This is a genomic window from Pseudobacter ginsenosidimutans, assembly GCF_007970185.1.
In the GTDB taxonomy this organism is placed as follows: domain Bacteria; phylum Bacteroidota; class Bacteroidia; order Chitinophagales; family Chitinophagaceae; genus Pseudobacter; species Pseudobacter ginsenosidimutans.
Genome location: NZ_CP042431.1, coordinates 665,015 through 691,244 on the forward strand (window position 1 = coordinate 665,015; position 26,230 = coordinate 691,244).

At 47.8% G+C, this 26,230-nt stretch carries 18 protein-coding genes; 7 read left to right on the forward strand and 11 right to left on the reverse strand.

Features of this window, described 5'->3' with window-relative positions:
* Positions 1 to 168: 168 nt before the first annotated feature.
* From FSB84_RS02560 to FSB84_RS02570, 3 genes are all read left to right on the forward strand, one after another.
* Complete coding sequence (locus FSB84_RS02560; RefSeq protein WP_130543046.1) at positions 169 to 3,288, forward strand: SusC/RagA family TonB-linked outer membrane protein; 3,120 nt, start codon at positions 169 to 171, stop codon at positions 3,286 to 3,288.
* Between the two features lie 26 nt (positions 3,289 to 3,314).
* Positions 3,315 to 4,721 (forward strand): RagB/SusD family nutrient uptake outer membrane protein, encoded by a 1,407-nt coding sequence (locus FSB84_RS02565; protein ID WP_130543045.1) that lies wholly within the window; start codon positions 3,315 to 3,317, stop codon positions 4,719 to 4,721.
* A gap of 380 nt (positions 4,722 to 5,101) precedes the next feature.
* On the forward strand, positions 5,102 to 5,602 hold the full coding sequence (locus FSB84_RS02570) for a hypothetical protein (RefSeq protein ID WP_130543044.1): 501 nt from the start codon (positions 5,102 to 5,104) through the stop codon (positions 5,600 to 5,602).
* Between the two features lie 40 nt (positions 5,603 to 5,642).
* Here the strand turns inward: FSB84_RS02570 and FSB84_RS02575 are convergent, their stop codons facing one another.
* The 11 genes from FSB84_RS02575 to FSB84_RS02625 form a co-directional block, all read right to left on the reverse strand.
* On the reverse strand, positions 5,643 to 6,959 hold the full coding sequence (locus tag FSB84_RS02575) for a MutS-related protein (protein ID WP_130543043.1): 1,317 nt from the start codon (positions 6,957 to 6,959) through the stop codon (positions 5,643 to 5,645).
* A gap of 6 nt (positions 6,960 to 6,965) precedes the next feature.
* Positions 6,966 to 8,303 (reverse strand): MutS-related protein, encoded by a 1,338-nt coding sequence (locus FSB84_RS02580; protein WP_130543042.1) that lies wholly within the window; start codon positions 8,301 to 8,303, stop codon positions 6,966 to 6,968.
* Between the two features lie 25 nt (positions 8,304 to 8,328).
* Positions 8,329 to 10,620: a Gldg family protein gene (locus tag FSB84_RS02585; protein WP_130543041.1), complete on the reverse strand. Its 2,292-nt coding sequence runs from the start codon at positions 10,618 to 10,620 to the stop codon at positions 8,329 to 8,331.
* 44 nt (positions 10,621 to 10,664) lie between these two features.
* Positions 10,665 to 11,591, reverse strand: coding sequence for an ABC transporter ATP-binding protein (locus tag FSB84_RS02590; RefSeq protein ID WP_130543040.1), 927 nt, complete (start codon positions 11,589 to 11,591; stop codon positions 10,665 to 10,667).
* 86 nt (positions 11,592 to 11,677) lie between these two features.
* Positions 11,678 to 13,183 carry a PKD-like family lipoprotein gene (locus FSB84_RS02595; RefSeq protein ID WP_130543039.1) on the reverse strand — a complete coding sequence of 502 codons (1,506 nt, stop codon included), beginning with the start codon at positions 13,181 to 13,183 and terminating at the stop codon, positions 11,678 to 11,680.
* Between the two features lie 21 nt (positions 13,184 to 13,204).
* Positions 13,205 to 13,903, reverse strand: a complete 699-nt coding sequence (locus FSB84_RS02600; RefSeq protein WP_158643755.1) for a DUF4843 domain-containing protein — start codon at positions 13,901 to 13,903, stop codon at positions 13,205 to 13,207.
* Positions 13,904 to 13,921: 18 nt separating this feature from the next.
* Positions 13,922 to 15,385: a RagB/SusD family nutrient uptake outer membrane protein gene (locus tag FSB84_RS02605; protein WP_130543037.1), complete on the reverse strand. Its 1,464-nt coding sequence runs from the start codon at positions 15,383 to 15,385 to the stop codon at positions 13,922 to 13,924.
* A gap of 11 nt (positions 15,386 to 15,396) precedes the next feature.
* Complete coding sequence (locus FSB84_RS02610; protein WP_130543036.1) at positions 15,397 to 18,900, reverse strand: SusC/RagA family TonB-linked outer membrane protein; 3,504 nt, start codon at positions 18,898 to 18,900, stop codon at positions 15,397 to 15,399.
* A gap of 198 nt (positions 18,901 to 19,098) precedes the next feature.
* Entirely contained in the window at positions 19,099 to 20,349 is a 1,251-nt protein-coding gene (locus FSB84_RS02615) for a FecR family protein (RefSeq protein ID WP_158643756.1), read from the reverse strand.
* Positions 20,350 to 20,452: 103 nt separating this feature from the next.
* Positions 20,453 to 21,037: an RNA polymerase sigma factor gene (locus FSB84_RS02620; RefSeq protein WP_130543034.1), complete on the reverse strand. Its 585-nt coding sequence runs from the start codon at positions 21,035 to 21,037 to the stop codon at positions 20,453 to 20,455.
* A 98-nt stretch (positions 21,038 to 21,135) separates the two neighbouring features.
* The gene (locus FSB84_RS02625; RefSeq protein WP_130543033.1) at positions 21,136 to 22,839 is read right to left on the reverse strand and encodes a DNA methyltransferase family protein; all 1,704 of its coding nucleotides are present in this window, start codon (positions 22,837 to 22,839) and stop codon (positions 21,136 to 21,138) included.
* 88 nt (positions 22,840 to 22,927) lie between these two features.
* Between FSB84_RS02625 and FSB84_RS02630 the strand changes: the two genes are divergently transcribed.
* From FSB84_RS02630 to FSB84_RS02645, 4 genes are read left to right on the forward strand one after another with little or no spacing between them, the layout of a single operon-like run.
* On the forward strand, positions 22,928 to 23,632 hold the full coding sequence (locus FSB84_RS02630) for a hypothetical protein (protein ID WP_130543032.1): 705 nt from the start codon (positions 22,928 to 22,930) through the stop codon (positions 23,630 to 23,632).
* A gap of 54 nt (positions 23,633 to 23,686) precedes the next feature.
* Positions 23,687 to 24,649 (forward strand): DUF2157 domain-containing protein, encoded by a 963-nt coding sequence (locus FSB84_RS02635; RefSeq protein WP_130543031.1) that lies wholly within the window; start codon positions 23,687 to 23,689, stop codon positions 24,647 to 24,649.
* A complete protein-coding gene (locus FSB84_RS02640) occupies positions 24,633 to 25,706 on the forward strand; it encodes a DUF4401 domain-containing protein (protein WP_130543030.1) in 1,074 nt (357 codons plus the stop codon). The genes FSB84_RS02635 and FSB84_RS02640 overlap by 17 nt, the downstream gene beginning before the upstream one ends.
* Positions 25,703 to 26,185, forward strand: coding sequence for a GDYXXLXY domain-containing protein (locus FSB84_RS02645; RefSeq protein ID WP_130543029.1), 483 nt, complete (start codon positions 25,703 to 25,705; stop codon positions 26,183 to 26,185). Before FSB84_RS02640 ends, FSB84_RS02645 begins: the two co-directional genes overlap by 4 nt.
* Positions 26,186 to 26,230 lie beyond the last annotated feature (45 nt).

The following is a 26,230-nucleotide window of genomic DNA, read 5'->3' on the forward strand; positions in this document are numbered from 1 at the left end:
CATGAAATTTTTACCTGTAGGGTTTAAGTAGTGCCCTACTCTTTCACGGCCATATTGGACCGTGTATATTTTTATGCTGCACCGATTATTTTGACAGACTGCTCAGTTCCACATTTCATTTCAAGTAAAACCTTCCAGGGAATTTTTTAACGATTAAGACTAATTGCCATGCTTCAACCATTTAGCCTTTTAGATCATGTTGCAATCCGTAAGCGCCCCCGCTTACAGCTTGTATTCCGGCAGCTTTCGATTGTTTGGCTGCTGACCATTTTATTTTCCGGTTCGCTGTCCGCACAGGAAACAGCTATTTCAGGAACAGTTAAAGACGCAAAGGGAACACCACTCGCCTGGGTGACCGTGCATGTGAAAGGCACCAGCGCCAGTACCAGTACCGATGCACAGGGAAAATTCCAGATCAGTGCTGCTGTCAATGCAACACTTGTATTTTCCCACGCCGGTTTCGCCAGCCAGGAGATCGCACTGAACAACAGAACAGCGATAGATGTAACACTGGCTTTATCGGATCAAAACCTGGACCAGGTGGTGGTGATCGGTTATGGTACCGCCCGCAAGGGAGATATCACCGGGTCTATTTCTTCTGTAAGCGGAAAGGATCTCAAAGCGGTGCCTGCTGCATCCTTATCGCAGGCATTGGCCGGTCGTGCTGCCGGTGTGAGAGTGAGTACCTCTTCCAACATGCCCGGCGGCGGCATCTCCATTCGCATCCGCGGTGGCAACTCCATCCAGGGTGGCAATGAGCCGCTTTACGTAGTGGATGGTTATCCGTTATATAATGAGAACGGACCAGCCATCAACCCCAACGATATCGAATCAGTAGAGATCCTCAAAGACGCATCTGCTACAGCTATCTACGGTTCTCGCGGCGCCAACGGTGTGGTGATCATCACCACCAAAAGAGGCAAGGCCGGCAGAAACCAGATCCAGTTTGAATCATACTACGGCATTCAGAAAGTAAGGAAGAAGATCCCCATGCTCAATGCAGAACAACTGGCCACAGTGATCAATGAAGGCGTTGCCAATGTGAACAAAGACAACCAGGGCAATGCCGGCTATCCCAAACCGTTACCCTTCACCGAGGAGCAGATCAAGGGCTTTGGTGCAGGAACAGACTGGCAGGATGAGATCTTCCGCGAAGCGCCGATCCAGAACTATCAGCTCACTTTTTCTGGCGGTACGGATAAATCACAGTATGCTGTGTCCGGAAACTATTTCGATCAACAAGGTATTGTGATCAATACAGGTTTTTCAAGAGGATCCGTTCGCCTCAACCTGGACCAGGAGATCAATAAGCGCTTAAAGCTCGGCGTGAGTGCCACCATCTCGCGCACCAAGGGTACACTTGTGAATACCGATGGCGATGGTGGTGCAGGCGCCGGTGTGGTATACGGGGCGCTGAACTTCTCACCTACCGTACCTGTTCACAATCCCGATGGCACTTACACCATCAACAACAGGTCCGGTGGCATCCTCATCAGTAACCCCGTGGCCATGGCCAATGAAAGCTGGAATACCAATGTGGCCACACGCGCCATCGGTAATGCCACACTTGAATTCAAGATCATGGAAGGTCTCTTCATCAAGACGCTGCTGGGTACCAATATGAGATATGAAAAGAGCAGTACCTATCTTCCACGAACCATTTATTCCGGCGTTGCCAATAACGGAACAGCCAGCATATACAATGCACAGAATGCAGAATGGCTGAACGAGAACACGATCTCTTATCGCAAAACGATTGCAGACGTTCATCGCATCAATGCAATAGTAGGTTATACTTTCCAGAATGGTAATTATGAAGATGTGCGCGCCAACGCGCAGAACTTCGCCAATGATATCCTGCTTTACAATAACCTCGGAACTGCGCAGCAGACCAATACCGGCGCTTCCAACAAGAACGAATGGTTACTGCAATCCTGGATCGCACGTATCAACTATGATTACGATGGTAAATACCTGCTGACCCTCACAGGCCGCCGTGACGGATCATCACGTTTCGGTGCAGGCAACAAATATGCTTTCTTCCCTTCCGGCTCCGTTGCCTGGAGGGTCTCCAATGAAAACTTCATGAGCGGTATCAGCGCCGTCAATGATCTGAAGATCCGCGCCAGCTATGGCCTTACTGGTAACCAGGAGATCGGTCAGTTTCAATCACTCGGTGCATTGGGAACACAGAACTACAATTTTGGAAACACACTCTCCGTTGGTTATGCACCCAACCGCGTAGGCAATCCCAATCTGAAATGGGAATCCACAGCGCAGATGGACTTCGGCCTTGATCTCAGTCTTTTCAAGAACCGTATCCAGGTCACTGCCGACTGGTATGAGAAAAGAACCAGGGACCTGCTCTACAATGTAAGCCTGCCCATCACCACGGGCTTTTCCACCTCCCTGCAGAATGTTGGTAAAGTGAAGAACTCAGGCATTGAGCTTACACTGAACACCATCAACTTTGCCGGAAAGGATTTCGAATGGAGCACCAGCTTCAACATCGCCTGGAACAAGAACGAGATCCTGGACCTTGGTAATGTAACCGGCGATATTCCGGTGGGCGGCGCCAGTGGTCACCTGCAACTCGCCAACTCAGGCATTCTTCGCGTAGGCTCACCCGTTGGTGTATTCTTCGGACTGGTAACAGATGGTATCTTCCAGAACGCTGAAGAGATCGCCAAGTCTGCACAGAAAAATGCAAAACCCGGCGAACGTCGCTACAAGGATATAAAAGCTGATGGCGTGATCAACTCTTCCGATCGCGTGATACTCGGCAAAGCACAGCCCGATTATATCTACGGCTTCACAAATAATTTTTCGTACAAAGGCATCGACCTGGCAGTATTCTTCCAGGGAGTATACGGCAACAGCATTTTCAACATCAACAGATTTGAACAGGAATCAATGACCGGCGTGAGCAATCAATCCACAGCCGTTCTCGATCGCTGGACACCCACCAATCCCAGCCAGGTTATGCCCCGCGCCGCTTCTGTAGGTCAGCCCTACCAGGTTACCAGCAGACAGGTGGAAGACGGCTCATACCTGCGCCTGCGCAATATCCAGATCGGTTACAACCTGCCGGAAAAATGGCTGAAACCTGCAGGACTTACTTCCGTGAGATTGTACCTGAGCGGACAAAACCTCTGGACAAAAACCGACTATTCAGGTTATGATCCCGAAGTGAGCCGCTTCAACCAGGAAACACTGAGCCAGGGCATCGACTATGGCAGCTACCCTGCCAACAAAGCCATCCTGATTGGACTGAACATCACACTTTAATTGCTCACAGCATCAAAACTATTATCATGAAACGCATTTTAATCATATTCGGAATGTTGCTGGTGGCGTTTACTGGTTGCCGTAAGCTGGACGAGAACCCTGCCAACTTCATCTCCCCTGAAAACTTCTATCGCACCCGCAGTGATGCCATCGCAGCTGTAACAGCAGCCTATGCGCCAGTGCGTAACAATGGTTTCGTAACCAGGAACTACGCCATTCTTGGTGAGATCACTACAGACAATATGTTCCCGCTGCCCAACAACAACGATCGTGTGCAGCTCGACAATTATGTTCACACACCCACAAATGGCATCCTCCGCGAAACCTGGACCAATTTCTACCAGGGCATCGCCTATGCCAATAACGTGATAGACCGCGTACCGGCCATCAATATGGATGAGAACCTTCGTGCAAGACTGGTGGGAGAAGCGCAGTTCCTCCGCGCATTCTATTATTACCATCTTGTACGTTTGTTTGGAGATCTTCCGCTGGTGACCAAAGCACTGAAATCACTGGCAGAGCTCGAATACCCTAAACGCAGTCCCAAAGCCGATGTTTACAAAGTGATCATCGATGATCTCAAAGCAGCAGAGAGCGTGCTCCCTCCTACCTATTCCGGTGCAGACCGGGGACGCGCCACCAAAGGTGCGGCCAGCGCCTTTCTCGCGAGTGTTTATCTCACGCAGAAACAATATCAGCTTGCAGCTGATAAAGCAGCTGAAGTAATGGCGCCGGCATCAGGATTCGGATACGGACTCTGGGATGACTATGCAGATGTTTTTGATATCAAAAATGAATTCGGCAAAGAAGCCATCTTTGATGCGCAATTCGTGAGCGGTCCTGCCGGTCAGGGAGGAAACCTCATCGCCTTCTTCGCACAGGAGAACAATGCGGTGGGTGGTCGTGGGTTCGGCTCCTTCCAACCTACTCAGGAACTTTATGACGCCTTCCAGGTGAATGATAAACGCAAAGCCATTTTCTTCACAAAAGGCACAGACAACAAATACTATTGCAATAAATGGATCGATGCCGACGCAAAAACTGAAAACCAGTCAGACAATAATTATCCGCTCATGCGCTATGCAACAGTAGTGCTCACTTTCGCTGAAGCCTACAATGAAGTGCATACGCCCGTTGACGACAATGATGCCTACAAAGCCATCAACAGTATCCGCCAACGCGCAGGTCTTCCGTTGTTCTCCGGACTTACGCAGGACCAGCTCCGTGACTCAATCCTAAACGAACGCCGGCTGGAACTATGTTTCGAAGGTGAGCGCTGGTTCGATCTCGTCCGTACCGGATTGCTGGAATCCACACTTAAAGCAAAGGGCACGGCCAATATCAAACCTTATCACGTATTGTTTCCTGTTCCGCAGTTCGAGATCGATCTCAATCAAAATCTCAAACCACAGAATACGGGATACCCGGATTAAGAAATGATCTAAGATTTTGTCTCTGATTGAAAACAAGATCTAATGAATTAAGAAGGTTCACAAGATGCAGATCTTATGAACCTTTTTAATTTCCAAAATTTCCAAGGTTAGTTTGGTTTGGAGTAATTTTGCCTGGCAATAAAACTCCAGCAAAGAAATGACTGCAAGTGAATTGACCCAATATCTTTTGAGAAAATTTGCCTGGTAGAATTCTCGGAAATTGTACATTTCTTGTTAGCGAAGGATTGTGGGTTGAACCCATTACTACCAGTGATTCTAAAAAGACCATTTGGATTATACATATCCCCAAACACTCACCCAGGCAACCTGTAATTGCACATAAAAAGGCATGGCAACGAAGCGGTGATTCACTAATCGAAATGACACATTCAAGAAAAGAAACGATACTTAGTGAACCATTATTCAAAAATGACGACTGGAGTTCGGCAGTTTGCCCCAACAGTTCCTTGTCGGATCTTGATCCCCAGGCTATATTAAAGGCTCGCAGTAATTATAGAATTAAGAACCCAAGATTAGCGAATGAAGTAGATACCTGGGATGATGCAACTTTTTTGATAAAATCCAAAATAATGGTTAATGGGAATCTAACCCGAACAGCAATTATCCTTTTGGGAAAACCTGAATCTACCATATACTTAGGAAATTGTAGTCCCAGGATCACATGGGTACTTTATGATAAAGACAAATTTGAAAAGGACTATGAACATTTCTCTCCTCCATACATAGATTCCATGGATGAAGTATTTGGAAAGATCCGGAATCTGAAATTCCGATATCTAAAAGACGGTTCATTATTCCCCGAAGAAGTAGATCAATACGATGCGCAAAACATTCGGGAGGCTTTAAGTAGGCCCCGGTAACAGACGGGGCCTTTGTGTTATTACACATGAGAAGGAAATATCAGCCGATTATTTCGAGGATCTTTTCGTTTTCGATGATCATCATGCCATGCCTGTCTGAAGTAATGCCCTGCTGCATTTTGTAAGTGTATCTTGGTATTGGTCCATCCATTACCGTAGGAAGGTATTCAAACTGTAGATTATTACATTTTTCCATCAGCACTTCTCCCACTTCGATGATATGTGTTGAAATGATGAAAGCACAATTCCTGTATGCGGAGAATGCCTCTCCCACGGCAAGCGTGGCATCGTAAGCGTCTTTCACGTTAGTGCCTTTGAACAGTTCATCGAAGATTACCAGCAGGTCTTTTTTGGAGGCCACTTCCTCTGCCACATTCTTTACACGCAGCACTTCTGCATAAAAATGGCTCAGGCCCATATCCAGGTTGTCTGGTACATTGATGGAAGAATAGATCCCATCCCTTACAGAAAACCTCATGGAAGCCGCAGCCACGGGAAATCCCATATGCGCCATGTATACCGCTACGCCAAAGGATTTCATGAATGTGGATTTGCCCGCCATATTGGCCCCGGTGAGGAAGAGCATATTGGTTTCCCTGTTTAGCGTGAGGTCATTACCAATGGCTTTATCAAGTCCCGGATGCCGGCAATCCCTTACGGAAATGATACGGGCATCCCGTGGTAACGCTTCCGCATACACGAATCCTTTCTCCCGGGCCACATCCGATACGGCCATGCAAACATCTATCAGGTAGATCAGCTGTAGAAATGCTTTCATTTGATCGTGCAGCACATTTCTCAACTGGTGATCATAATTGGCCACCCGGATCCCGTTGAAAGAACCTTCTTTCACGGGATCCATGAGCCAGGTCAGCTTTTCATGGCTATACAATTGGTGAAAAGCTGCCAGTTCTTCCTTAAGCGGACTATCTTGTTCATCTATTTGCTTAAAGAACGAATGCCATTGCCGCAACAGACTGACCGTAGTGTAGAATCCTTTATTGAACAACTGGTATTCCTGCATTAGCCCCATCGCTTTCAGCGATCTTCTTCTCGTTACCTGCAAGGCATTGCTTACCCATCCCTGTCCACCACCTGAAAGCAGGTATGTTTCCATCACGCCAAAATCATCGGTATCTACCGGGAAGGCATATCCTTTTTCCTGGAAATACCGAAACAAAGCGCTTCGTTTATTGATGGCCTTCTCATCGGTAAGCGGATGATTGAACATGCGGTCCATCAGCAATGCGCCTCCATGTGTACGGGTCTGGTTGAAGATGCTGTACAGCGAATTGCTCTTGTACCTTCCCCTGATATTGAGATCGTCCAGTGTTTGATTGTCTGCAATGAATGCCATACTTGATTAATTGTTAAGTCCCTGCTTCAGGATATCGATGATACCCTCATTATTGATGATCACCATTCCATGCCTGTCTTCCGTAATACCTCGCTCCAGCTTGTAGGTGTACACCGGTTTCTGCTGGTCCATTTTGGTAGGGAGGTACATGAAATTGATATTCGCATGGTTTGGTTTCAATGTATCGCCTGCTTCCATGATATGCGTACTCACCACGAACATGCAATTGGTCTTCCGTGCAAAAGCACCGGTGATGGCCACTGTGGCTTCATAGGCATCTTTCACATTGGTGCCGCGGAACAATTCATCCACGATCACGAAAATGTTCCGGTTGGCATGCAATTGTTCCGCCACTTTCTTCACACGCAATACCTCTGCATAGAAATGACTGTATCCCATATTGAGGTTATCGCTGAGATTGATGGTGGTGAACATGCCATCGCGAACAGAGAATTGCATTCTGGAAGCAGCCACCGGAAATCCCATATGCGCCAGGAAAAGCGCGATGCCTAAGGATTTCATGAAAGTGGATTTGCCGGCCATATTAGCCCCGGTCAGGAAAAGCACATTGCTGCCGGGAGTCACAGACAAATTATTGCCGATTGGTTTCTCCAGCTGCGGATGATATACATTCTCGAGATGGATACTGTGCAACTCGCGACTGATGGCTTCCGGAAAAACATATCCTTTCTCAGTAGCCACCGCAGCCACAGCGATGTACACGTCCAACGTATACAGGTGATGAAGCAAGGTGCGCACTTTATCAAGATGCTGGTAACGGAACAATCTGTCCAGAAGGGCATTATCGTCGAAGCTCAGTTTTGATCCGGGTTTCCGGTCGAATACAGACTGCCATGCTTCGGATTCCAATATTTCCAGCATCACCTGCAGATCAGGCTGATAGCCAGCCGCGCCTGCCTCCTTCACCAATTCACCGGAGAGTTTCCTCAGCGTATGCGATACCTCCACCAGTGACGACACGCCTTTGGCCAGCAACTGGTATTCCGTATCGGATCCGATCAGGGTCTTGAATTTCCTTTCCAGTGTATTGCTTTCATGTGCGAGTTGACTTCGCTCATCCGTATTGCTGAGGTATTGTTCGATTGCATCGAACTGATCACTCCGGAAAGGGAACGACTGCCTGCGTTGCTGGAAATATTTGATGATACCCGCACGACGGTTGATGGCATCTGTATCAGAAAGAGGATAGCGGAACATTTGTTCCAGTTGTTCCGCTCCCCCTCTGGAACAGGTACGGTTAAAAATGGAATAGATGGATTGTTTTCCTCTTTTTCCGAAAATGTTCAGATCGTCCAGCGTTTGTTTATCTGTAATGAAGTTCATAGTATGATCGATCGATGATAAAGTTCTATCTGCCTCTTCTCCTGATCCAGATCAGCAGTCCGCAAACCGCCAGTACTGCAGGGAATACCCATTTCAGGAAAATATCGCTCAGCTTCCAACCGGATTCACCCACTTTGAGTGCTTTGTCCGGCATCGGAGGGCGGCGCATATCTATCGGTACTTCGCCGTCAGACAACCAGCTGAAACCACCATTGATGAGATAGAAATTTCCAGCTGGCAGATCTTTTCTCGACATTCCCAGCTCTCCGTTGCTGAGCCAGTCTGCATCACCCGTTACGAGGATCTTTTGCTCTTTTCCATTTATTGTTCTCGACAATGCAGCAACAGTTGGAATGGGTTCCATCTTTTCAACCGCGGGATTGAACACGGCTGAATCATCCACAAAATCTGTGGTCTCCGTTTCATTCCAGCTACCTGTTGAATCGGATGTGAAGAGGGTGGTAACCTTGAAGCCTTTGCTGCTGTCTATCTGCAATCCGCCGCTGGTGGGCATTGTAAGCAGGGCTTCCCTCTTGAGCATATAATCGAAATAGTAAGAAAATTTGGTAGCGGCTTTGGTGGGTTTCAGGGTAAGGAGTTGCGGCTGGTATTTCTCAGAAGGTTTTACCAGCGTTCCTTTCAGGAAGCTGACGCCGAATTGTTCTGTGAAACTGTTCATCACTTCCTGACGGCCAGGCTCACCCGCAATGAGCATGTTACCACCGCGATCAATGTATTGCTGCAATATTTTCTTTTCATCATCATTCAGCACGCGTTTGGGCTCAGCGATCATGAGGATGCGGATACTGTCAGGGATTGGCTGGTTAAGTACAATATCTGTGAAATCGAAGCCCTGGTTGATGAGTGCATGACGGAATGTTTTTTCCTGCGCAAACATCTTGTAGCCCCTGTCGAAAGGATTATTGCTTTCCCTTTCACCATGTCCGCCGAGAAACCCTACTGTAGGCAGTTTTTCCGTCAGGCGTTTGAATGCTGCGCTGACCTCTGCTTCTGAAGGAAAACGTTGCGGATCGTCGAAGATGCGGAGGAAAGTTTTTTGTCCGTTCTCTCTTTCCAGTAAACGAACGAACCGGAACATTTCAGGCTGCAGGTTCACCTGGCCGGAAATGGCGCTGTAAGGAAGGATAGGAAACCTGAAGTCCTGGATCTTTTGCAGTGTATCCATCCTTTCTTTATCGTTAAGCGTTGGATATTGCTTATCCAGGTGTTCATTCTTCGCTTTGTGATAATAGTAGATGTATTTCATTTTGATATCCGGTTTGAAACGGATATAGCGACCAAAGTTGTAGCTCACATCCCATTTGTAGGAAGATGGCAGGGCCGAGTAGGCATTCTCCTCCAGCATATTGGTATATGTAGTAACAGTGAGGCCTCCATCAAGTTTGGCTACGATATCCTGGCTGGCGCGATTAAGGGTATTGGTTTTGGTGCGCGTTACATCCAGGTATCCCATCAGCTTGGGCTTGGAGCTGAAATAGCCGATAAGCATGGCAATCACAAACACTGTTGCATACCTGCCGAAATTGGCGATCCAGGTACTGCGCACTCTTCCTGTATGGAGTTTGAGAATGGTGAATGCGATGAACATACAGATCACCACCAGGAAATAGAGCAGGTCTTCACTGGTGATCATACCGGCAATGAATGTATCTGCGCGGCCTGAGATGGCCAGCCAGTAAGTGATATCACGAACGAATTCTATTTCCTGTCCAACCGTTTTCACATAATTCAATACAGCCAGTGTGGCCAGTGTTCCCATCGCCGCAACAACGGTATAAGAAGTGAGCGAGCTCATGAACAATCCCACTGCTGCATAGGCGCAGATGAGCAGGTACAAGCCGAGCATTCCGCAAAGGATCAGGGGCAGATCCCTGTGCTCGATAGTGATGGCGGCATAAGCGCTGAATACGCCGAGGATGAGCATCAGCACCAGGCCGAAGATCATGAGCGACAAATATTTTCCGAGAATGATCTGGTAATTGGTAAGCGGTGAGGAATAGAGCAGTTTGATACCGCCATTCCCATACTCACGGCTCATCACTCCCATGGTGAGAAGCGGAATGTAGAGATAGAGATAGGTTTGCACGTTGGTGAACATTCCCATCATTCCTCCAAATGTATTGGGAGTAAGTGCATAAAGGCTCCATCCCAAAGATTGCTGACGGACGAATCTTTCAAAGATGCCCGTGAAACCAAGCGCTACCTGGAATGCGAAGATCACCAGTATCAGCCAGGCCACAGGGGAATAAAAAAGTTTTTGCAGTTCCGTTCTTGCTATTTTGAAAATCGTTTTCATCACAAATATTTTTTTTATTAAGGTTCAGAGGCTTGCTCTGCCTGCTACTTTCTTTTCTTGCTGAGCTCTGCGAAAATGGTGTCGAGCGAATTCTTTTCGAGATTGATCTCCATCAGTCGCCAGTTATTGGTAACACTGGCCGCCACGATCCTTTCGGTTACTTCAGTGGCATCGCTGAACTGGATACGGAAACGGGTGCCGCCAAGGTGGTCTGCATTGATCACACCGGGAATGGCTTTCAGTGCATCAGGAGAAGGCGTAGCCATCAGTGATACTACCAGTGTGTTGGGCATGATCTGGTTGTCGAATTCATCCAGTGTGCCGGAGAACACAACATTGCCTTCATTGATCATCCAGATATTGTCGCAGAGCGCCTGCACTTCCTGCAGGATATGCGTGCTCAGTACTACAGTCCTTTCTTCTGCGATCTCGCGGATGAGGTTACGTACTTCGAGGATCTGGTTGGGATCGAGCCCATTGGTAGGTTCATCCAGTACCACAAAATCGGGCTTGTGGATGATGGCCTGCGCAATGCCCACGCGTTGCTGGTAACCGCCGGATAAATTCCTGATCAGTCTTTTGCTGAAATGGCTGATGCCAACCTTGCTCATCACTTCATCAATGGCTGGCTTCACGGCTGTGGGTTTCATCAGCCTGATATTGGCGCAATGCCGGAGATATTCTTCAACAGTGAGATCGGTCTGAAGCGGTGGTTGCTGGGGAAGAAAACCGATATGGCGTTTTGCTTTCACGGGTTCATTGCGGAGGCTCACACCCTGGATATACACTTCTCCCTGAGTTTGTTTGATCACTCCGCAGATGATGTTCATGATGGTGGATTTACCAGCGCCGTTGGAACCGAGCAAACCGTAAATACCATTACGGGTAAGCTCGAAATTGATGTCTTTGATGGCCCATTGCACACTGTACCGGTGGCTAAGGTTCTCCACTTTCACGATGGATGCACTCATTTGCTTACTGATTTTTGGATAAAAGAATAGTGATATGAAGCGCAGCGGTAAGGCCGCGCTTCATTTTATAAAGCAGGTAATTGTTACTAGTTGGTGTATCCGCCCTTGACGATCACATCCACCACTTTACCCAAACCGGTGAGGCGATGCAGCTCTTTGCTCACGCCATCCACTATCACCTGGTTGCTGATATCGTACACGATGAATGTGCCGTCTTCCAGGCCCACGCCAATGGAATTGCCATTGTCATGCGCTGTGATGACGTTTATCTTTGATGGGGTTGTTGCATATTTTACTACCGGCGCACCTGTTCTTGCATCGTAATACCAGAGCTCATCATTGTTGCTTCCTCCCGTGAAGAAGAGATAATCCCTCGGCTTCACTGCCGTGAACTTCGATTGCGCTGTTACTACACTGTTACCCTGAAAAGGTACCCGGGTTCCGGGAGTGATCTTTGGGAATACGCCGTCAGAATTGAACTCGAAGGTTTGCCAGTACAAATTGTTATCATCAGGACTGCGAAGGATGAGGGCTCCGTCCATGAAATTCCATCCGTCGTTGAAAGTGCCGCCCCATACGTATTGCCAGTTACCCATGCGTTGCAGTGAAGTGTAATTGGCAGGATAAGGCACTTCAGGTACAGGAAAGGTATCGATGGCAATGGCCGGATTGCCCATATTCGGAACATATGTGCGTAACCTGAGCAAACGGTTTCCGGTTTTTTCGTAAAGGATGCCCCAGCCGCTCATGGTGGTCCAGGTATCCCAGATATCGCCCACTTTCAATCCTCCGGTAATATACAGTGGCGTAGATACCCAGGGAATGGCATAAGGCAGTGCGTTCTGTGGCAGCACACGCGCATATACATTTCCGTTATGATTCACCATGAAATCGGTAGTCGGGAAAAATCCGATATCAACAGGTTTGAAATCAGTTGGCGGTCCCTGTGTGAACACATTCTTCGCCACCAGTTTCTTTTTGAGGGTATTCGCATCCAGTTCGATGGGGCCCTGGCCGCCATTCTGCAATACGTACATCCCTCTTCCACCTGTTACATAATAATCGCGGATCTTCACGGGGTCACTGCCCATGCTTTCGCCATCATTGAAGGCTTTGTACAGACCAGTATAATCGAAATAGGTGGTGCCAGCTACACGCACGTGCGCCAGTTCGGATTCGCCATCCTTTTCATACAACAGGCCCCAGCCGGCGCCGTATGGTGAAGTAACGTTCAGGTTCACCTGACTGGCAGCGGGAAACTGAATACCAGACCTCTTATCCTTCATGTAATAGTAAGCTGAAAACTGCCCAAGCTCCTGCCCAACATATTTGAGAATGGGCTCATCGGAAACCTGTTTGCCATTGATGAACCAGGCATGCTCAAATTCCGTGGTATCATTGGGATTGCTCCAGGTACGCATGGGATACACTTTGATAGTGTCTTTCAGGAATGCATTATAGCTATAGGTGGCATACCGGATAGTTACGGAATTGCCATAGTCGTATTTATAATTCCCTTTGTCTTTTATGCAGCCGGGAAGAAAGGATATTACCAGGCCTGCCGACAATATTTTGGTGATCATATTTTTCATCAGTGATAATATTTATTAGGCCTAGCCGGCAATTGGAATAGTGGATAACATATCGGAACCATCATCTTCCAGTACTGGGGTTCCTGCATCTTTCATCTGGATGAGGAAGTATTTGAAGCGCTTGATCAGTTCCGTTTTTTCTGTATCTGATTTCTCACTCAGGTCGCCCACACCTGTGAACTCCATGAATTTCCTGAACTTCCTTTCGGTGTAAACGCCCAGATAGAAGCGGTCCATATTGCTATCCCACCAGCTGGGTTTTGTAACCATATCATTGATGCGGAAGATCCTCCTGGCATAAGTGGTTTGACCGGGCTGCACATCACTGGTGCTGGCGATATCGATAGCCAGGAGATATGTGGTGGTGGCCAGTTCCGGCGATTTTTTGATGGTGAGATAAGCAGTATCGATTGCAAGCCCCTGCCTGAAATCGAAACTTGCCGGTAATGAATAGTGTTTGGCTTCGGCCGTTGTAACCTTCGGGTCTACCTTCAATTGATATTGCAGGTTGCCTTCAGGCATGGTGCCGATCAATCGCAATGGCAGGGCCAGTGTTACTTCTTCCTTACCGGGATAAAAGAAGAAAGAAAGATTGGTGGTATCTGCCAGTGAATTGGTGAACTGGATGTAGTGGCCTGACTTGTAAACATCCATATTTTCCTTTTTACAGGAGATGAATACTGTAATCAGTATGCTGTAAAAAATATAAGATCGTTTCATGAGCAAATTCATTGTCGGTTAGAAATTGGTTTCCGAATCTGGAATGGCCAGTACGAACCGGTTGTCCATGGGAATGGTCTGTGTTTCCACCTGCAGCGATCTGTCCAGCCGCTTATGCTGAAAGATCACCTGCCCTTCCAGCAGGAATTCGCGATGGAATTCATCGAACAACTCTTTGTAGAAGTCGCCGGGCACAGTACTGCTGAAAGTGGTGGTGCGACCTCTTGCATTGCGGATCTGATTCAGCACGGTCAGTGCCTCATTTGTTCTGCCTGCTTCGAAAAGTGTTTCGCTGTAGATATAATAGATCTCACTGAAGCGAAGAACAGGGATAATGGAATTCTGTTCTTTTCTCCATTGCCAGGTGGAGAGGTTCTCATTCCATTTGGCGGAGGTATATTTCGCTTCGTCGATAAGATTTCTCCTGTAGTCTCGCTCGGTGGGTGGCATATACTTATTCACTTCAGACCTGGACACTGCGAAATCATACCAGCTGGCTTTGGTGGTTACAAAATATTCGATCAGTCTTGTATCATAGAAAGCCAGGATCACATCGTCCACCAGCTTCGAGTATTTGTTCTCTCCTTTCGATTCGGATTCATTGGTGAAAGCCCACCATTTCAATCTTCCTGCAGGACTATAGGTCTTGTACAGGAATTCGGCTTTCTTCAGGGCATTTTCCCTGTCGCCATTATAGAGGTACACTCTTGCCAGCAGTCCCTGAATGGCCACATAGTTCATCCGGTGCATCCTGAAATTGAAGAAGAGGCCGCCCTGCGTCTGGCTGCTGCCGGAGAGCAGCGACTGCAGCTTCTGGCTCATTGCGCTGCGATTGGTGATGGTATCATTCCTCACCACCAGCTGTTGTGCATCTTCCAGGTCTTTGATCACATTTTTCATTACAACGTCCACCGTTGAAGGCGCCGTTACATAACTCGGATAACTAAGCTGATAGGGAATAGCATTTACGGTCCTGTTCTTCATAGGCGCCGGTGCAAATAATTTCACCAGTTCAAAATGCAGCAGGCCGCGCAGGGCTTTGGCTTCACCGAGAATGAGATCCCGTTCCACGCCCTTGAGCGGGAAGATCATGGTATCAGCCTTTTCTATTTCGGTTATGATCTTGTTGCAGTTGGCGATGGTATTGTAAGCAGCAGACCAGATCCCGGAGAACATTCCTTTCACATTATCGTCATCCCAGTTATAGCCCATAACCTGGTACATATCGCCGTCCACCGTATTGCGGTCGTACTCCTGTCCCATCGCAGATGCAAGTCCCCAGCTAAGTGGCTTGCCATATAGTTGATAGCCTGAGGCCTGCTGGTAAACTCCATTGAGTGCAATCCGGAATCCGTTTGCATCTGCAAATAATTTATCGTCACTGAGATTGTTCTCGGGATGAACATCAAGCCATTTCTTGCAGCCTGTGCAGCAGAGGGCCACAGCCAGTGAAACGTAAAGTATTGATGATAATTTTCGCATGTTGTTTCGGTTTATAGTCCCACAGTTAAAGAGAAATCGAATGATCTCGCAAAAGGATAGCTCAATCCCCTCTCCTGTTTTACAGTAGAGATAGTGGCGAGATTATTGGTGCTGAGCTGCGCACGAAGCATGCTCAGGCCAAACCTTTTAAGCATATCAGGTCTGAACTGGTATCCGAGACTGAGTGAGTTGATGGTGATCACATTGTAATCCTGGATGAACCTGGAAGTGGGCCTGGTGGCCATATTGCGCTCCTTGATGTCTTTGAGTGCAGTGATATCACCGGGTTTGATCCAGCGTTGCTGCAGCACCCTGCGGTCTGTGTTCCTGTTGTAAAGATCAACGGTTTCCACTTTATCGCGCAGTGTTTCGTTGTATTGCTGACCACCGGATTCATACAAGCAGGAAGTGAAAAGGGTGAAGCCCTTATAGCTGATATTGAGCCCGAAAGCGCCCGTAATATCAGGAGCAAGGTCACCGATGATCACCTGCTCGGCAGCTTCCCAGTCGTAAGTGACAGTGCCATCAGCTTTAAGGAAAATCTCTTTTCCATCCATCGGGTTGATGCCGAGTGATCGCATACCGAAAATGGAAGTAAGTGATCCGCCGGGAACATATTTCGTATGCGCCCTGCTGAACTGGTCTTTTTTGGAGGGATCGGTAGAGCTCCATTGATTGTAACCATCATATTGTGCATCCACACGTTTGTTGTATTCCTTGAGCGATTGTGAAATGTCGAGGATCTTGTTCTTATTGTGGCCCAAATTACCATACACGGCAATGATCACATCTTTGGTCTTGTAAACATCTGCGCGCAACTGGATCTCCACACCCCTGTTGAGGATGCGGCCGATATTGTCCTTGTATTTGGAAAAGCCGGATGAAGAAGGGAGATCCACATCGTTTACGAGGTCGATGGTTTCCTTATTATAGAAGTTGATATTGAAATTGAAACGATCGTTGAGCAATCCCACGTCGAAGATGAGGTCTTTGGTGCGTGTTTTCTCCCAGGTCAGGAGGGGGTTGCCCAGTCCCATCAGGGTAGCGCCCACACCAGTTCTGTACCAATCGTTCCTCAGCGCGAACATATCTTTTGCTGCATAGGGCGGGAAATTGGTCTTACCCAATTGTCCGATATTGGCCGTAACACGCAGCCTGCTGATGATCTTGTGATCGCGGAGGAATTTGTACTTGTGGATATTCAGACCGGCTCCGAGCGACCAGAAAGGTGCGATACGTTTTTCTGTACCGAATTCCGAAGATCCGTCGAGACGTGCAGAAACGTCGGCCAGGTAGATCTCATTGAAGGAATAGTTCAATGCGATAAAGGACCCGAAGTTACGGGTATGATTATCCGAAAAACCAGGTTTGAGCGCTATTTTGGCTGCAAATGCGGGTGAATTTTGTGAGCCTGAAGGAAAGCCTGTATACGTACTTTGTTCTCCGGTACTTTTAACCTCGTCCGTATTAATACCGGCAGAGAAGTTCATATCGTGCATTCCGATCCTGTTCATGTAATTGGCGAAGAGCTTGGTAGCAATGGCCGTTCTTTCAATCCTGTTCAGCCTTAGTTCTCCGATCTCGCTTTGGTTGAGACCGTAACCGGTAAGGTACCTTCCGGACACAGGATCAGTGAACTTCTCACTTTCATCTGTGTTCTTGGTGATCGCCAATTGCCCGCGGAGGTTGAGTTTGGGAAGGATGCGGTACACAAGTGAAAGATTGTTCACAAGGTTATTATACCCTGTTCTGTCGAAGTTTTTGGTATTATGCACTTCATACAGGGGATTCAGCAGATTGAGCTCGCTGCTACCACTGTGCCAGAGATTTGTCTGGAACAGGTAATTTCCATTCCTGTCAACCATCTCATCATAGGGTGCTTTCCAGGTATAATCGCTGAACACGCCGTAAGGTGAGTTGGTGGCTTTCACTACATCGTAGTTGATATCATTGCGCACCTGGAATTTGGTGGTACGGTATTCGAATACGAAGCCTGCGCCCATGCGTTCACGGCTGGATTTCTTCATCACGCCATTCTGTTTGTCGTAGCGCAGAAGAGCATTGAATCGGATCTCGTTGGTTCCACCGTCGAAGGAGAGAGCATGTTTCTGACTGAACTCATTGGTGAGCGGTTGTGAGATCCAGTCAGTATTGATGCCCCGGAGGATCTGATTATTCTTCTTGATGTATTCATTGTGCAACTGGCCCATTTGATTGGGATTGTCACTTTCAAAGAAACCTGCAAGTTTTTCCGCTTCCAGTTTTTCCGAAGCGTTCATCAGGTTATAGTCGGAAACATCCGGTAATGTAAGGGTGGAAACGAAATTATAATTCACCCTGATCTTACCGGGCATGGGGGCTACCGTTTCGATCACCACCACTCCGTTTGCTGCGCGTGAGCCATAGATGGCGGTAGCAGCGGCATCTTTGAGGATGGTGATGGATTTGATACGGGTTGGATCGAAGTCGTACACCCTTTCGGCCGTTACCTCAAATCCATCCATGATGAAGATGGGAAGATTGGGATTATTGGTGAGGGCAGCCTGCGACACATCGATATTGTCCAGGGCTTTCACCCCGATACCAGAACGCCCGCGGATATAGAATTTAGGCATAGTATTGGGGTCCGATCCCATGATATTGTTCATTTCAATCCTGAAAGACGGATCGAACACCTGCAATACATCTATCACGTTGCGGTTGCTCACTTTCAGGATCTGCTCACGATCTACTCTAACCGAATTACCGGTAAAGCTTTCCTTTTTGAGATTACTGTATCCTGTGACTACCACATCTTTCATGGCAGCTTCGGAAGTTTTCAGCACGATCCTCACGGGTTTTGACGGATCAATAATTTTGAACTCCTGTGATTCCATACCAATATAGGAGAACAGGAGGGTTTGTTTTTCTTTTGCATCGATGCTGAAATTGCCCAGGTCATCGGAAGAAACGCCGATGGAAGTTCCTTTCACACGAACACTTACACCTGAAAGGGGTTTGCCATCTTCGGCCAGTACCCGTCCTTTCACGGGATCGGCTTCCGGCTCGGGCTCTTCAATCACTACAGGTGCAGGCTGGATGCCTTCAGACAATGCGCCGGCTTCATCCTCCTTGCTGTAGAGGACAATTGTTTTATCCAGAATCCGGTAAGTAAGGGGTTGATTACTGAACGCAATGTGAAGGAATTCCTGCAATGGCATATTGTTGGCTACAATGCTCACCCGGTGGGTGTTCTTAAGCAGTCTTGCATTGCCGAATACGCCAAAGCCTGTCTGCTGTTTGATAACGCTGAACAGTTTGGAAAGGGGCACATCTTTCCCCTCGTAAGTAATGGTTTGAGAATGAGTGGCTGCACAAAGATGGAGGCTGCCAATCAATAAAAGCAGGGCTGTGAGTTTCATCGCAATCAGTATTGGTTTCTGAATGAGGCGATGCCGGCTTCTTTCAATGCCCGGTGGCGCTACCGGGTTGGAAAAGGCAACAACATCCCGGATACAAAAAGCAGTTTTTTGCATACTTTTGCATTAGTTATGGTTAATAAAAAATTCTCCTCCATTGAATTTGGATTAGCCTGACGAATTCGCCGGAAGCAGGTCAGAGCGCTTCCGGTTTTTCATTACAGGCAATCATTTTTTTGCAATGTCAAGTTGTGGCGCTTGTGCAGCACCGGAACATTAAAAATTTGCTAATTAGAGTACCAGGATGAGGTATGGTTATTGAGGCAATACAACTATTTTTCTTCCGCTTGTAACTTTGAATTGAACGCCTGCCACTTCCAGTGCCGTCAATACATCCGCGAGGCTCATATCCCTTCTGAGGTCACCAAAGAATTCTATTTCAGGAACGGCTTTTTCATACACTACTTCTATATTGTACCATCGTACCAGCTGGTTCATCGCGTCCCGGGAGCTCATACCGGTAAAATTGAAAAAGCCATTCTTCCAGGCCAGTACCTTGTCTTTATCGATATCGTTCAATACCAGTATTCCGGAGCTATTCTTGTTTTTCGTTTGATCCTGTGCGTTATCTGTGATCACGCCCTGCTGTCCGGGTACGAGGCTCACTGCCTTTTCGGGCTTCACCTCACTGATCACCGATTGCGGACAATGCCAGCAGGATGTGTCAGTTGTCTTGTAAAGCTTCACGGCACCTTCCACCAGCGTGGTAGCCATGGTGGCTTCATCAGTGTAGGCTTTCACATTGAACTCGGTGCCTGTTACTTCCACAACTGCCTGGTTATTCACTTTCACCTTGAATTTTTTCCTGGCATCTTTGGCTACATCCATGTAGACTTCGCCGGTAACTTCCACTCTTCTTTCTGCGCCGGCAAAGAATGTGGGATAAGTGATGGAACTGGCGGCATTGAGCCATACCTGTGTGCCATCGGGCAACATCACTTTGAACTGTCGTCCCCTGGGTGTGGTGATAGTATTCCAGGCGGGTTGCGCTCCTTTGCTTCCGGCTGCATTGTATGCGATGCGGCCATCCTGTAACGTGATATCAGCTCCAAGCTGACTGGCTACCAGTCCATCCTTCAAACTGTCGAGCAATATTTTCCGGCCATCAGCCAATGTAAGAACAGCGCCATCTGTACCTGGTTGGATATCTGCATCGAGGCTTTGGGCATAAGGCTGACGGTAATCAACCGACGGCCGCCGCTGTGTCCAGAGGAATATACCCGCTGCCACCAGTATCAGCACTGCTGCTGCAATATTCCAGGTACGCCTGCGGTAGATCAGATGAACAGGGGCCGGCAAATACTCTTCAGGATTCATCTTCTCCCGCACCTGCTGCCAGATGCGGCGCTCCTGCACAAGGTCCCTGGACTTTCCTGCATCCACGGAATCCCACCAGGCATCCAGCTGTTCTATCAGCACATCATCTTCCGGCAGGTCTTTCACCAACTGGAAAAAAGTTTCCGTCTCCTGTTCCGTACTTTCATTTGAAACAAGCTTCTTGAACAACTCCTGGATTTCTTGCCTGGGAACGGACATGCCGGCATATTTCTACTAATGACGACAACTAATTCTCCTGGTAGTATCGCATCAGCAGATTTTTTTTAAAGATTTACAAAAGGAGAAATATGAGCAGCCCTGCAAGACTGTCTTTATAATGCGTACGCAGGAATTCACGAATGGAATCCAGGGCGATGGACATTGTTTTCTTGACAGTTGCGGGCGATATATTCAGCTGTTGAGCAATTTCGTTGTACGATAAACCTTCTTCGCGGTGCATGAGGAAGATGCGCTGACGCGCGGGACTGAGCTTACTGATGGCCTCACGCCAGATGCGTGCCGTTTCTTCGCTCATCAGCTTATGGTCCGATACGGGACGCGAAGAAAGAATGACCATATCTGCGTGATAGGCCAGCATCAGTTTCTTTTTCCTGGCTGTAGTTTTAAAATAATCGAGTGCTTTATTGCGGGCGGCAGTGCGAAGGAATCCACCCACATTCTGGATCTGCTCCAGCCATTCCCTGCCGGACCAGAGTTTCACAAAGATGTCCACCACCAACTCTTCGGCAGTCTCCGGACTCTTCACAAGGCTCTCCATATAAGCATATACCCTGGGCCAGTATTGCTCATACAGCTCGTTAAAAGCCTGTTCGTCTCCACGGGAAATACGATATAGCAGTTCGGTTTCGTTTTGCATCAGAGCTCAGATATCGTCGGGTTAATTTGCAATTTAGTGTTTTCGGCAACAGTATCTGATGTAGACCTTCAAAAAAAGCGAACATGGTCACCAGACAATCATGAACCGGTGGCCAGCCATCGACAGTAAGCAGCCCATCTTTGGACAGTTATTGACTGCCCATACCTGTTGTTCAGTTTTTCTATTTCCTCTTGCAATTGCATTTCGGGCAAATGTTTTGCCAGCGCCTGCAGATCGATGCGCATCAATGCTTCTTTGGTGAAAGTCCGTTTGGCATCGCTGAAGGTAATGCTCGCCAGGAAATCCTTTGCAACAGCGGAATTCAGCAGCACCCAGGTATAAACTGCGTAGTCCGGCTCATCAAATCCCAGCATATAACAGGTATCATCCAACATGAGCGGTTTTCCATTTTGCGGCAATACAAGTGCAAAGCGGAATGATTTGTACAATCCTGATATAGCCACTTTGTAAGGCTTGAAAGAATAGTCGCCAATTCCGAAGATGGAAAATGCCGGTTTGTTTTTATAAATCGATGAACGACGGTTCAGGAATAACTGGCGGTGCTGTTGCAGGTAATCCCAGGTGGCCGGATACTGACGGATGAAATCTGTGTCTGCTCCGGGTCTATGCTGGGTAACAATGGTGAATTTCCGAACGGAGTCCACCAGGTCCTGTTGCAGATCGGAGCTTTTGAGCAATCCGAAAACCAGTTCATCTTCCAGGCGAATGGTTTGTTGCAGGGCATTCCGGTAATCCTGTCCGGTTTTCTCCAGTTCCATCACCAGGGAGCAATCATGCTTCAGGCCCTGCCGCCATTCCAGTGGCGATTTCCCCTCTATATAACGATGCTGAATATACGAATCTGTGTTTGAAACGAACTTTTCTTCCACCCAGCCGAATGCCAGCCCTGTTTCTTCCGGTCTGTAGAAACTTCTTTGAGTACAGGTAAAGTCTGCTTCACTGTTCAGCTTACAGGAAAACAAAGAGGCTTCAGCTTTCACTTCAAATTCCTTCAGGCTGTTGATCTGGTATTGCCGCATTTCACCAATGCTGAACCGCAGCCTGTATTGCTCCAACAGGATATTCCTGATCACGGAATTTTTTACCAGCAATGTCATCTGCCCGGAAAAACCGTGAAAGGCCTTCAGCAGCATCAGCGTGATATTCTCTGCAATATCGAAATTGCCTTTGCCTGTAACGGCGGCAATACCATCCTGCTGTTTGAAGTTGGATTTCTCCGGCAGGTTGGAAGATGCCATGCTGCCGAGCATCGCATTGGTGACCCAGGGAGGATTACCGATGATCAACAAAGGTTGCTGATCATTCAGCACCAAAGTTTCGAAGTTGAAATCGAAAACATTTCCATGGTGTAAATAGATGGCTGGTTTGTTCAAATCAGGTTGCCCGAGATAGAGATCGATAAGGGAGAATTTAGTTTGCCAGAGATATGGCTGATGAATATCCAGACCATGCACTTCCCTGATGCAGGGAAAGGTACGGATAGCTGCAATGATGAAATGCCCCTTGCCGCAGGTTGGCTCAACCAGGATACCAGGCAGGCTGCCATTCCTGGATACCAGCTTCGTGATCTTTTCCGCCAATGCGGGTGGCGTTTGAAAATCCCCGAACTCAGCACGGTCCCTTTCAGTCTTCACTTCCTCTCCGGAATCCAGGGCAGACCTGAATTGCAGCCATTCTTCCTCCCCCTTGAAGCATTGCCGGATTCCTGTAAGCGATTCCAGCTCCTCATTCACTTTGTGAAAAGAAGCCTGCTGCTGCATCCTGAGAAAGATAGTCAGCACAGCCGGGGACATATGGGCGCCAAAGACGTTCAATTGCGAACCTGACTGGTTTTATATATTTTTATCGGTACCATTCAATTCACCCTGTATGAAATCCTGCATCATTTTTCTTTTACCCTTATTCCTGACAAGCTGTATCACAAGCTCCGTGATCAAGAAAGCCGCCACAGACCGGAAGCCACAACGGATCCATCAGATCCGGGATGCATGGACAGATACCTCAGGCAATATTATAGTAAACTTCACAGCAAAACTATCGGGAACAAAAAGAAATGTACCGGTCCATCTGGTAGTGCCCGTGAATACGCTGATGAGAATTTATCTGAAGTATAATAGTGTAAAAGGGGAATTCTCTCCCGGCGAAAAGCTTTTATATGGCGTGAACCGCATTCATTCCATCCATTACAATACTTCGGATTCACTGGCTTATACACCGGAGATCGAGTACCAGCAGGAAAAAGTTCTGGAAGGATTTTATGCACCCGGTCCAACAGATAGTAATATCACACACCGGTTCAGGCTGCCCATCGATCCGGATGAATACAGGTACGAAACAGACTGGATCATGAAAAAACAAAAGCGGATGTTGTTCCTGTACCAACCCGCAATCCCTTATCAAAGCACTTATGTTCCCATCAACAATATTGCTATTTCCGTGGAGCCTTCACATAAGAGGAAATACACCCGCTACCTCCTGACGTTGGTAACTATTCCTGCAGATGTAGCCACAGCGCCGCTCCAGGGAATTGCAGCCGGGTATATGATGTTGCTGGCATGGGCTATGCGCTTTTGAGCCTGTCCTTGCAAATATTGCCGTTAATAGATAACTTCATTAAAACAAACACTGATGACTACTCCTGACAGGGAAGACATCCATCTTTTGAGCAGGCATAGTAATCTGCCTGTTGCCTCAATCCGGTCTGCATTGCGCAATTTTGTGTATAGTGGAAAGGATGCCTGGCAACAGTTCCTGAAAATATTGTTCCTGAGCCTGGGCGCCGGCTTCATGCTGGCAGGTGTGATCTTTTTCTTCGCCTACAACTGGGATGCCCTGCACAAATTTGTGAAGCTCGGTATCATCGAGGGGCTGGTGATCCTGTTTACACTAACTGCCCTGCTCATACGAAAAAATTTGCTGGTCCGGAATATACTGCTCACAGCAGCATCCGTGATGATCGGCGTTTTATTTGCCGTATTCGGGCAGGTATACCAGACTGGAGCCGACGCCTATGACCTCTTCCTGAACTGGACGCTCTGCACTCTCCTCTGGGTGATAGTTGCCGGTTTCGCACCACTCTGGCTGATCTGGCTCGCATTGGTGAATATCACGGTTCAGCTGTATCTCCGGCAAACAGGAGCCGATCTTTCTGAAATGACTGCCCCGCTCCTGCTCTTCCTGGTGAATGCCATCGGCCTGGCAGTGACACTGCTGCTGAAACATTTCGGATCAGGATCAATCCCACAATGGTTCATCATTGTTCTGGCACTGGCCGGAGCAACGGTGGCTACCATTGGCGTAAGCACAGGCATCTTTGGCAGGATGAGCATCTCTTTCACACTATTGCTGGCTGCCGTGATCATCAGCTATGCCGGTATCATTTATTATGCTTTTAAACAACAAAGCGTTTTTTTCATTGCCGTGACCGGCTTCAGTATGATGATCATCCTCTGTGCCGGCATACTGGAAATAGCTAATCCCACTACCGGTTCTGTATTGCTGGTTTGTATTTTCCTCGGAGCCGGCACCACGATGCTCATCAAATCATTGCTCACCCTTCAAAAACAATGGAGCCATGAAAAAGCAGCCTGAGATAAATGCAGTCCTGGAAATATTCCGCGCGCGCGAAGGCGGATCCTTACAGATAGATGAACCAGCACTTCTCACCGCTTACGAAAAAGCCAATGCGGACAGGTCGGGCATTGCCATCAAAGTACTTACTGTTATTGGCGGCTTCCTGGTTACCTGTGCATTTTTGGGGTTCCTCTTTTTAGCAGACCTGTACAATTCTGGTCTTGGTATGGCCATTACCGGTTTCATCTTCGTGGCCGGAGCCCTGATCGTAAAAAGAGTATATGACATATTGATACTGGACACATTTGCCGTTTCCTTTTTTATATGTGGCTGCCTCCTGATCCTGCTGGGCACCATGGAAAGCCGGATGGACGAAACGGCTGTTTCCCTGATGTTCATCATCATTTCGCTGATCTCGATGTTATTCGTTCAGAATTACATGATGTCTTTCACTGCTACCTGCATTTTACACGCGGCCATCATAGGTTTGATTCATTCCTTCCGTTACAGGAGTTATCTTCCCCTGGAATCGTATACCGGCCTGGTGATCCTCTTTTTCACTTTCTGGCTATTGGAAGAACCACGCATCGCTTCCGGCAATACCAGGCTTTCACGGCTGTACAACCCCGTTAGGTTAGGTTCGCTTGCGGCCATATTGTTCGAGGGTATCTACTTATCCAACGATGGCTGGCTGTTCCGGACAAAATATAGCGGCTGGATATCTTCCATACTCGCCATTGTCTGCATCCTTTTTTTGACCCCGAAGATCCTGAAGAGATTGGAGTTGCATCAACCTGCGGCAACTGTTATTGCATTCACGGCGGCTATCCTGACCCTGGCACCAACCTTCTGGGCTCCGAGCATTGCCATTTCACTACTGATCATCCTGCTATGTTTTTATGTGAATTACAAAACAGGGATCGTGGCCGGTATCCTGGCGCTGATCTGGTTTGTGAGTGATTTCTATTATTCGCTCAGCGCCACCCTGCTTACTAAGTCGCTCATGATGATGGGTACAGGCTTCTTCTTTCTGCTGCTCTGTTTGCTCACACACAAAAAACTGACATCAAAATGAAAAGATACCAGCTCTTCATCATCCTGCTGAACCTTGTACTGGCGCTCGGTATCTACCATTACTCCGTAATGGAAAAAGAGAAAACACTGGCAACGGGCAAACTGGTTTTGCTGGAACTGGCGCCGGTGGATCCCCGCTCACTCATGCAGGGAGATTACATGAGCCTCCGCTACGCCATTGCCAATGAGATCAATGAGAACGTTCCGCGCAAAGGTTACTACGTGATCACGCTCGATTCCGGCCTGGTAGCACGCAGACAGCGGATCCAGGCGGGGCGTCAACCGCTGAACTCCGGGGAATACCTGATCCAATATCATACTGACTCCTGGCGGCATTCCCTGGGCGCGGAGGATTATTTCTTCCAGGAAGGCAGGGCTGATACATTTGCCATCGCCAGGTATGGCGGCCTCCGGATAGATGATAAAGGGAACAGTATTCTGGTAGGTCTTTACGACGAAAAAAAGAAACTCATTCAATAGTATCAGACTACAAGTTGGTAGAACGGGAATCTCAATTCCAAACTA

Excerpts from the sequence above, each read along its gene's own strand:
- FSB84_RS02560 (WP_130543046.1), top strand. The coding sequence starts at position 169 with ATGCTTCAACCATTTAGCCTTTTAGATCATGTTGCAATCCGTAAGCGC.
- FSB84_RS02565 (WP_130543045.1), top strand. The coding sequence starts at position 3,315 with ATGAAACGCATTTTAATCATATTCGGAATGTTGCTGGTGGCGTTTACT.
- FSB84_RS02570 (WP_130543044.1), top strand. The coding sequence starts at position 5,102 with ATGACACATTCAAGAAAAGAAACGATACTTAGTGAACCATTATTCAAA.
- FSB84_RS02575 (WP_130543043.1), bottom strand. The coding sequence starts at position 6,959 with ATGGCATTCATTGCAGACAATCAAACACTGGACGATCTCAATATCAGG.
- FSB84_RS02580 (WP_130543042.1), bottom strand. The coding sequence starts at position 8,303 with ATGAACTTCATTACAGATAAACAAACGCTGGACGATCTGAACATTTTC.
- FSB84_RS02585 (WP_130543041.1), bottom strand. The coding sequence starts at position 10,620 with ATGAAAACGATTTTCAAAATAGCAAGAACGGAACTGCAAAAACTTTTT.
- FSB84_RS02590 (WP_130543040.1), bottom strand. The coding sequence starts at position 11,591 with ATGAGTGCATCCATCGTGAAAGTGGAGAACCTTAGCCACCGGTACAGT.
- FSB84_RS02595 (WP_130543039.1), bottom strand. The coding sequence starts at position 13,183 with ATGAAAAATATGATCACCAAAATATTGTCGGCAGGCCTGGTAATATCC.
- FSB84_RS02600 (WP_158643755.1), bottom strand. The coding sequence starts at position 13,903 with ATGAAACGATCTTATATTTTTTACAGCATACTGATTACAGTATTCATC.
- FSB84_RS02605 (WP_130543037.1), bottom strand. The coding sequence starts at position 15,385 with ATGCGAAAATTATCATCAATACTTTACGTTTCACTGGCTGTGGCCCTC.
- FSB84_RS02610 (WP_130543036.1), bottom strand. The coding sequence starts at position 18,900 with ATGCAAAAAACTGCTTTTTGTATCCGGGATGTTGTTGCCTTTTCCAAC.
- FSB84_RS02620 (WP_130543034.1), bottom strand. The coding sequence starts at position 21,037 with ATGCAAAACGAAACCGAACTGCTATATCGTATTTCCCGTGGAGACGAA.
- FSB84_RS02630 (WP_130543032.1), top strand. The coding sequence starts at position 22,928 with ATGAAATCCTGCATCATTTTTCTTTTACCCTTATTCCTGACAAGCTGT.
- FSB84_RS02635 (WP_130543031.1), top strand. The coding sequence starts at position 23,687 with ATGACTACTCCTGACAGGGAAGACATCCATCTTTTGAGCAGGCATAGT.
- FSB84_RS02640 (WP_130543030.1), top strand. The coding sequence starts at position 24,633 with ATGAAAAAGCAGCCTGAGATAAATGCAGTCCTGGAAATATTCCGCGCG.
- FSB84_RS02645 (WP_130543029.1), top strand. The coding sequence starts at position 25,703 with ATGAAAAGATACCAGCTCTTCATCATCCTGCTGAACCTTGTACTGGCG.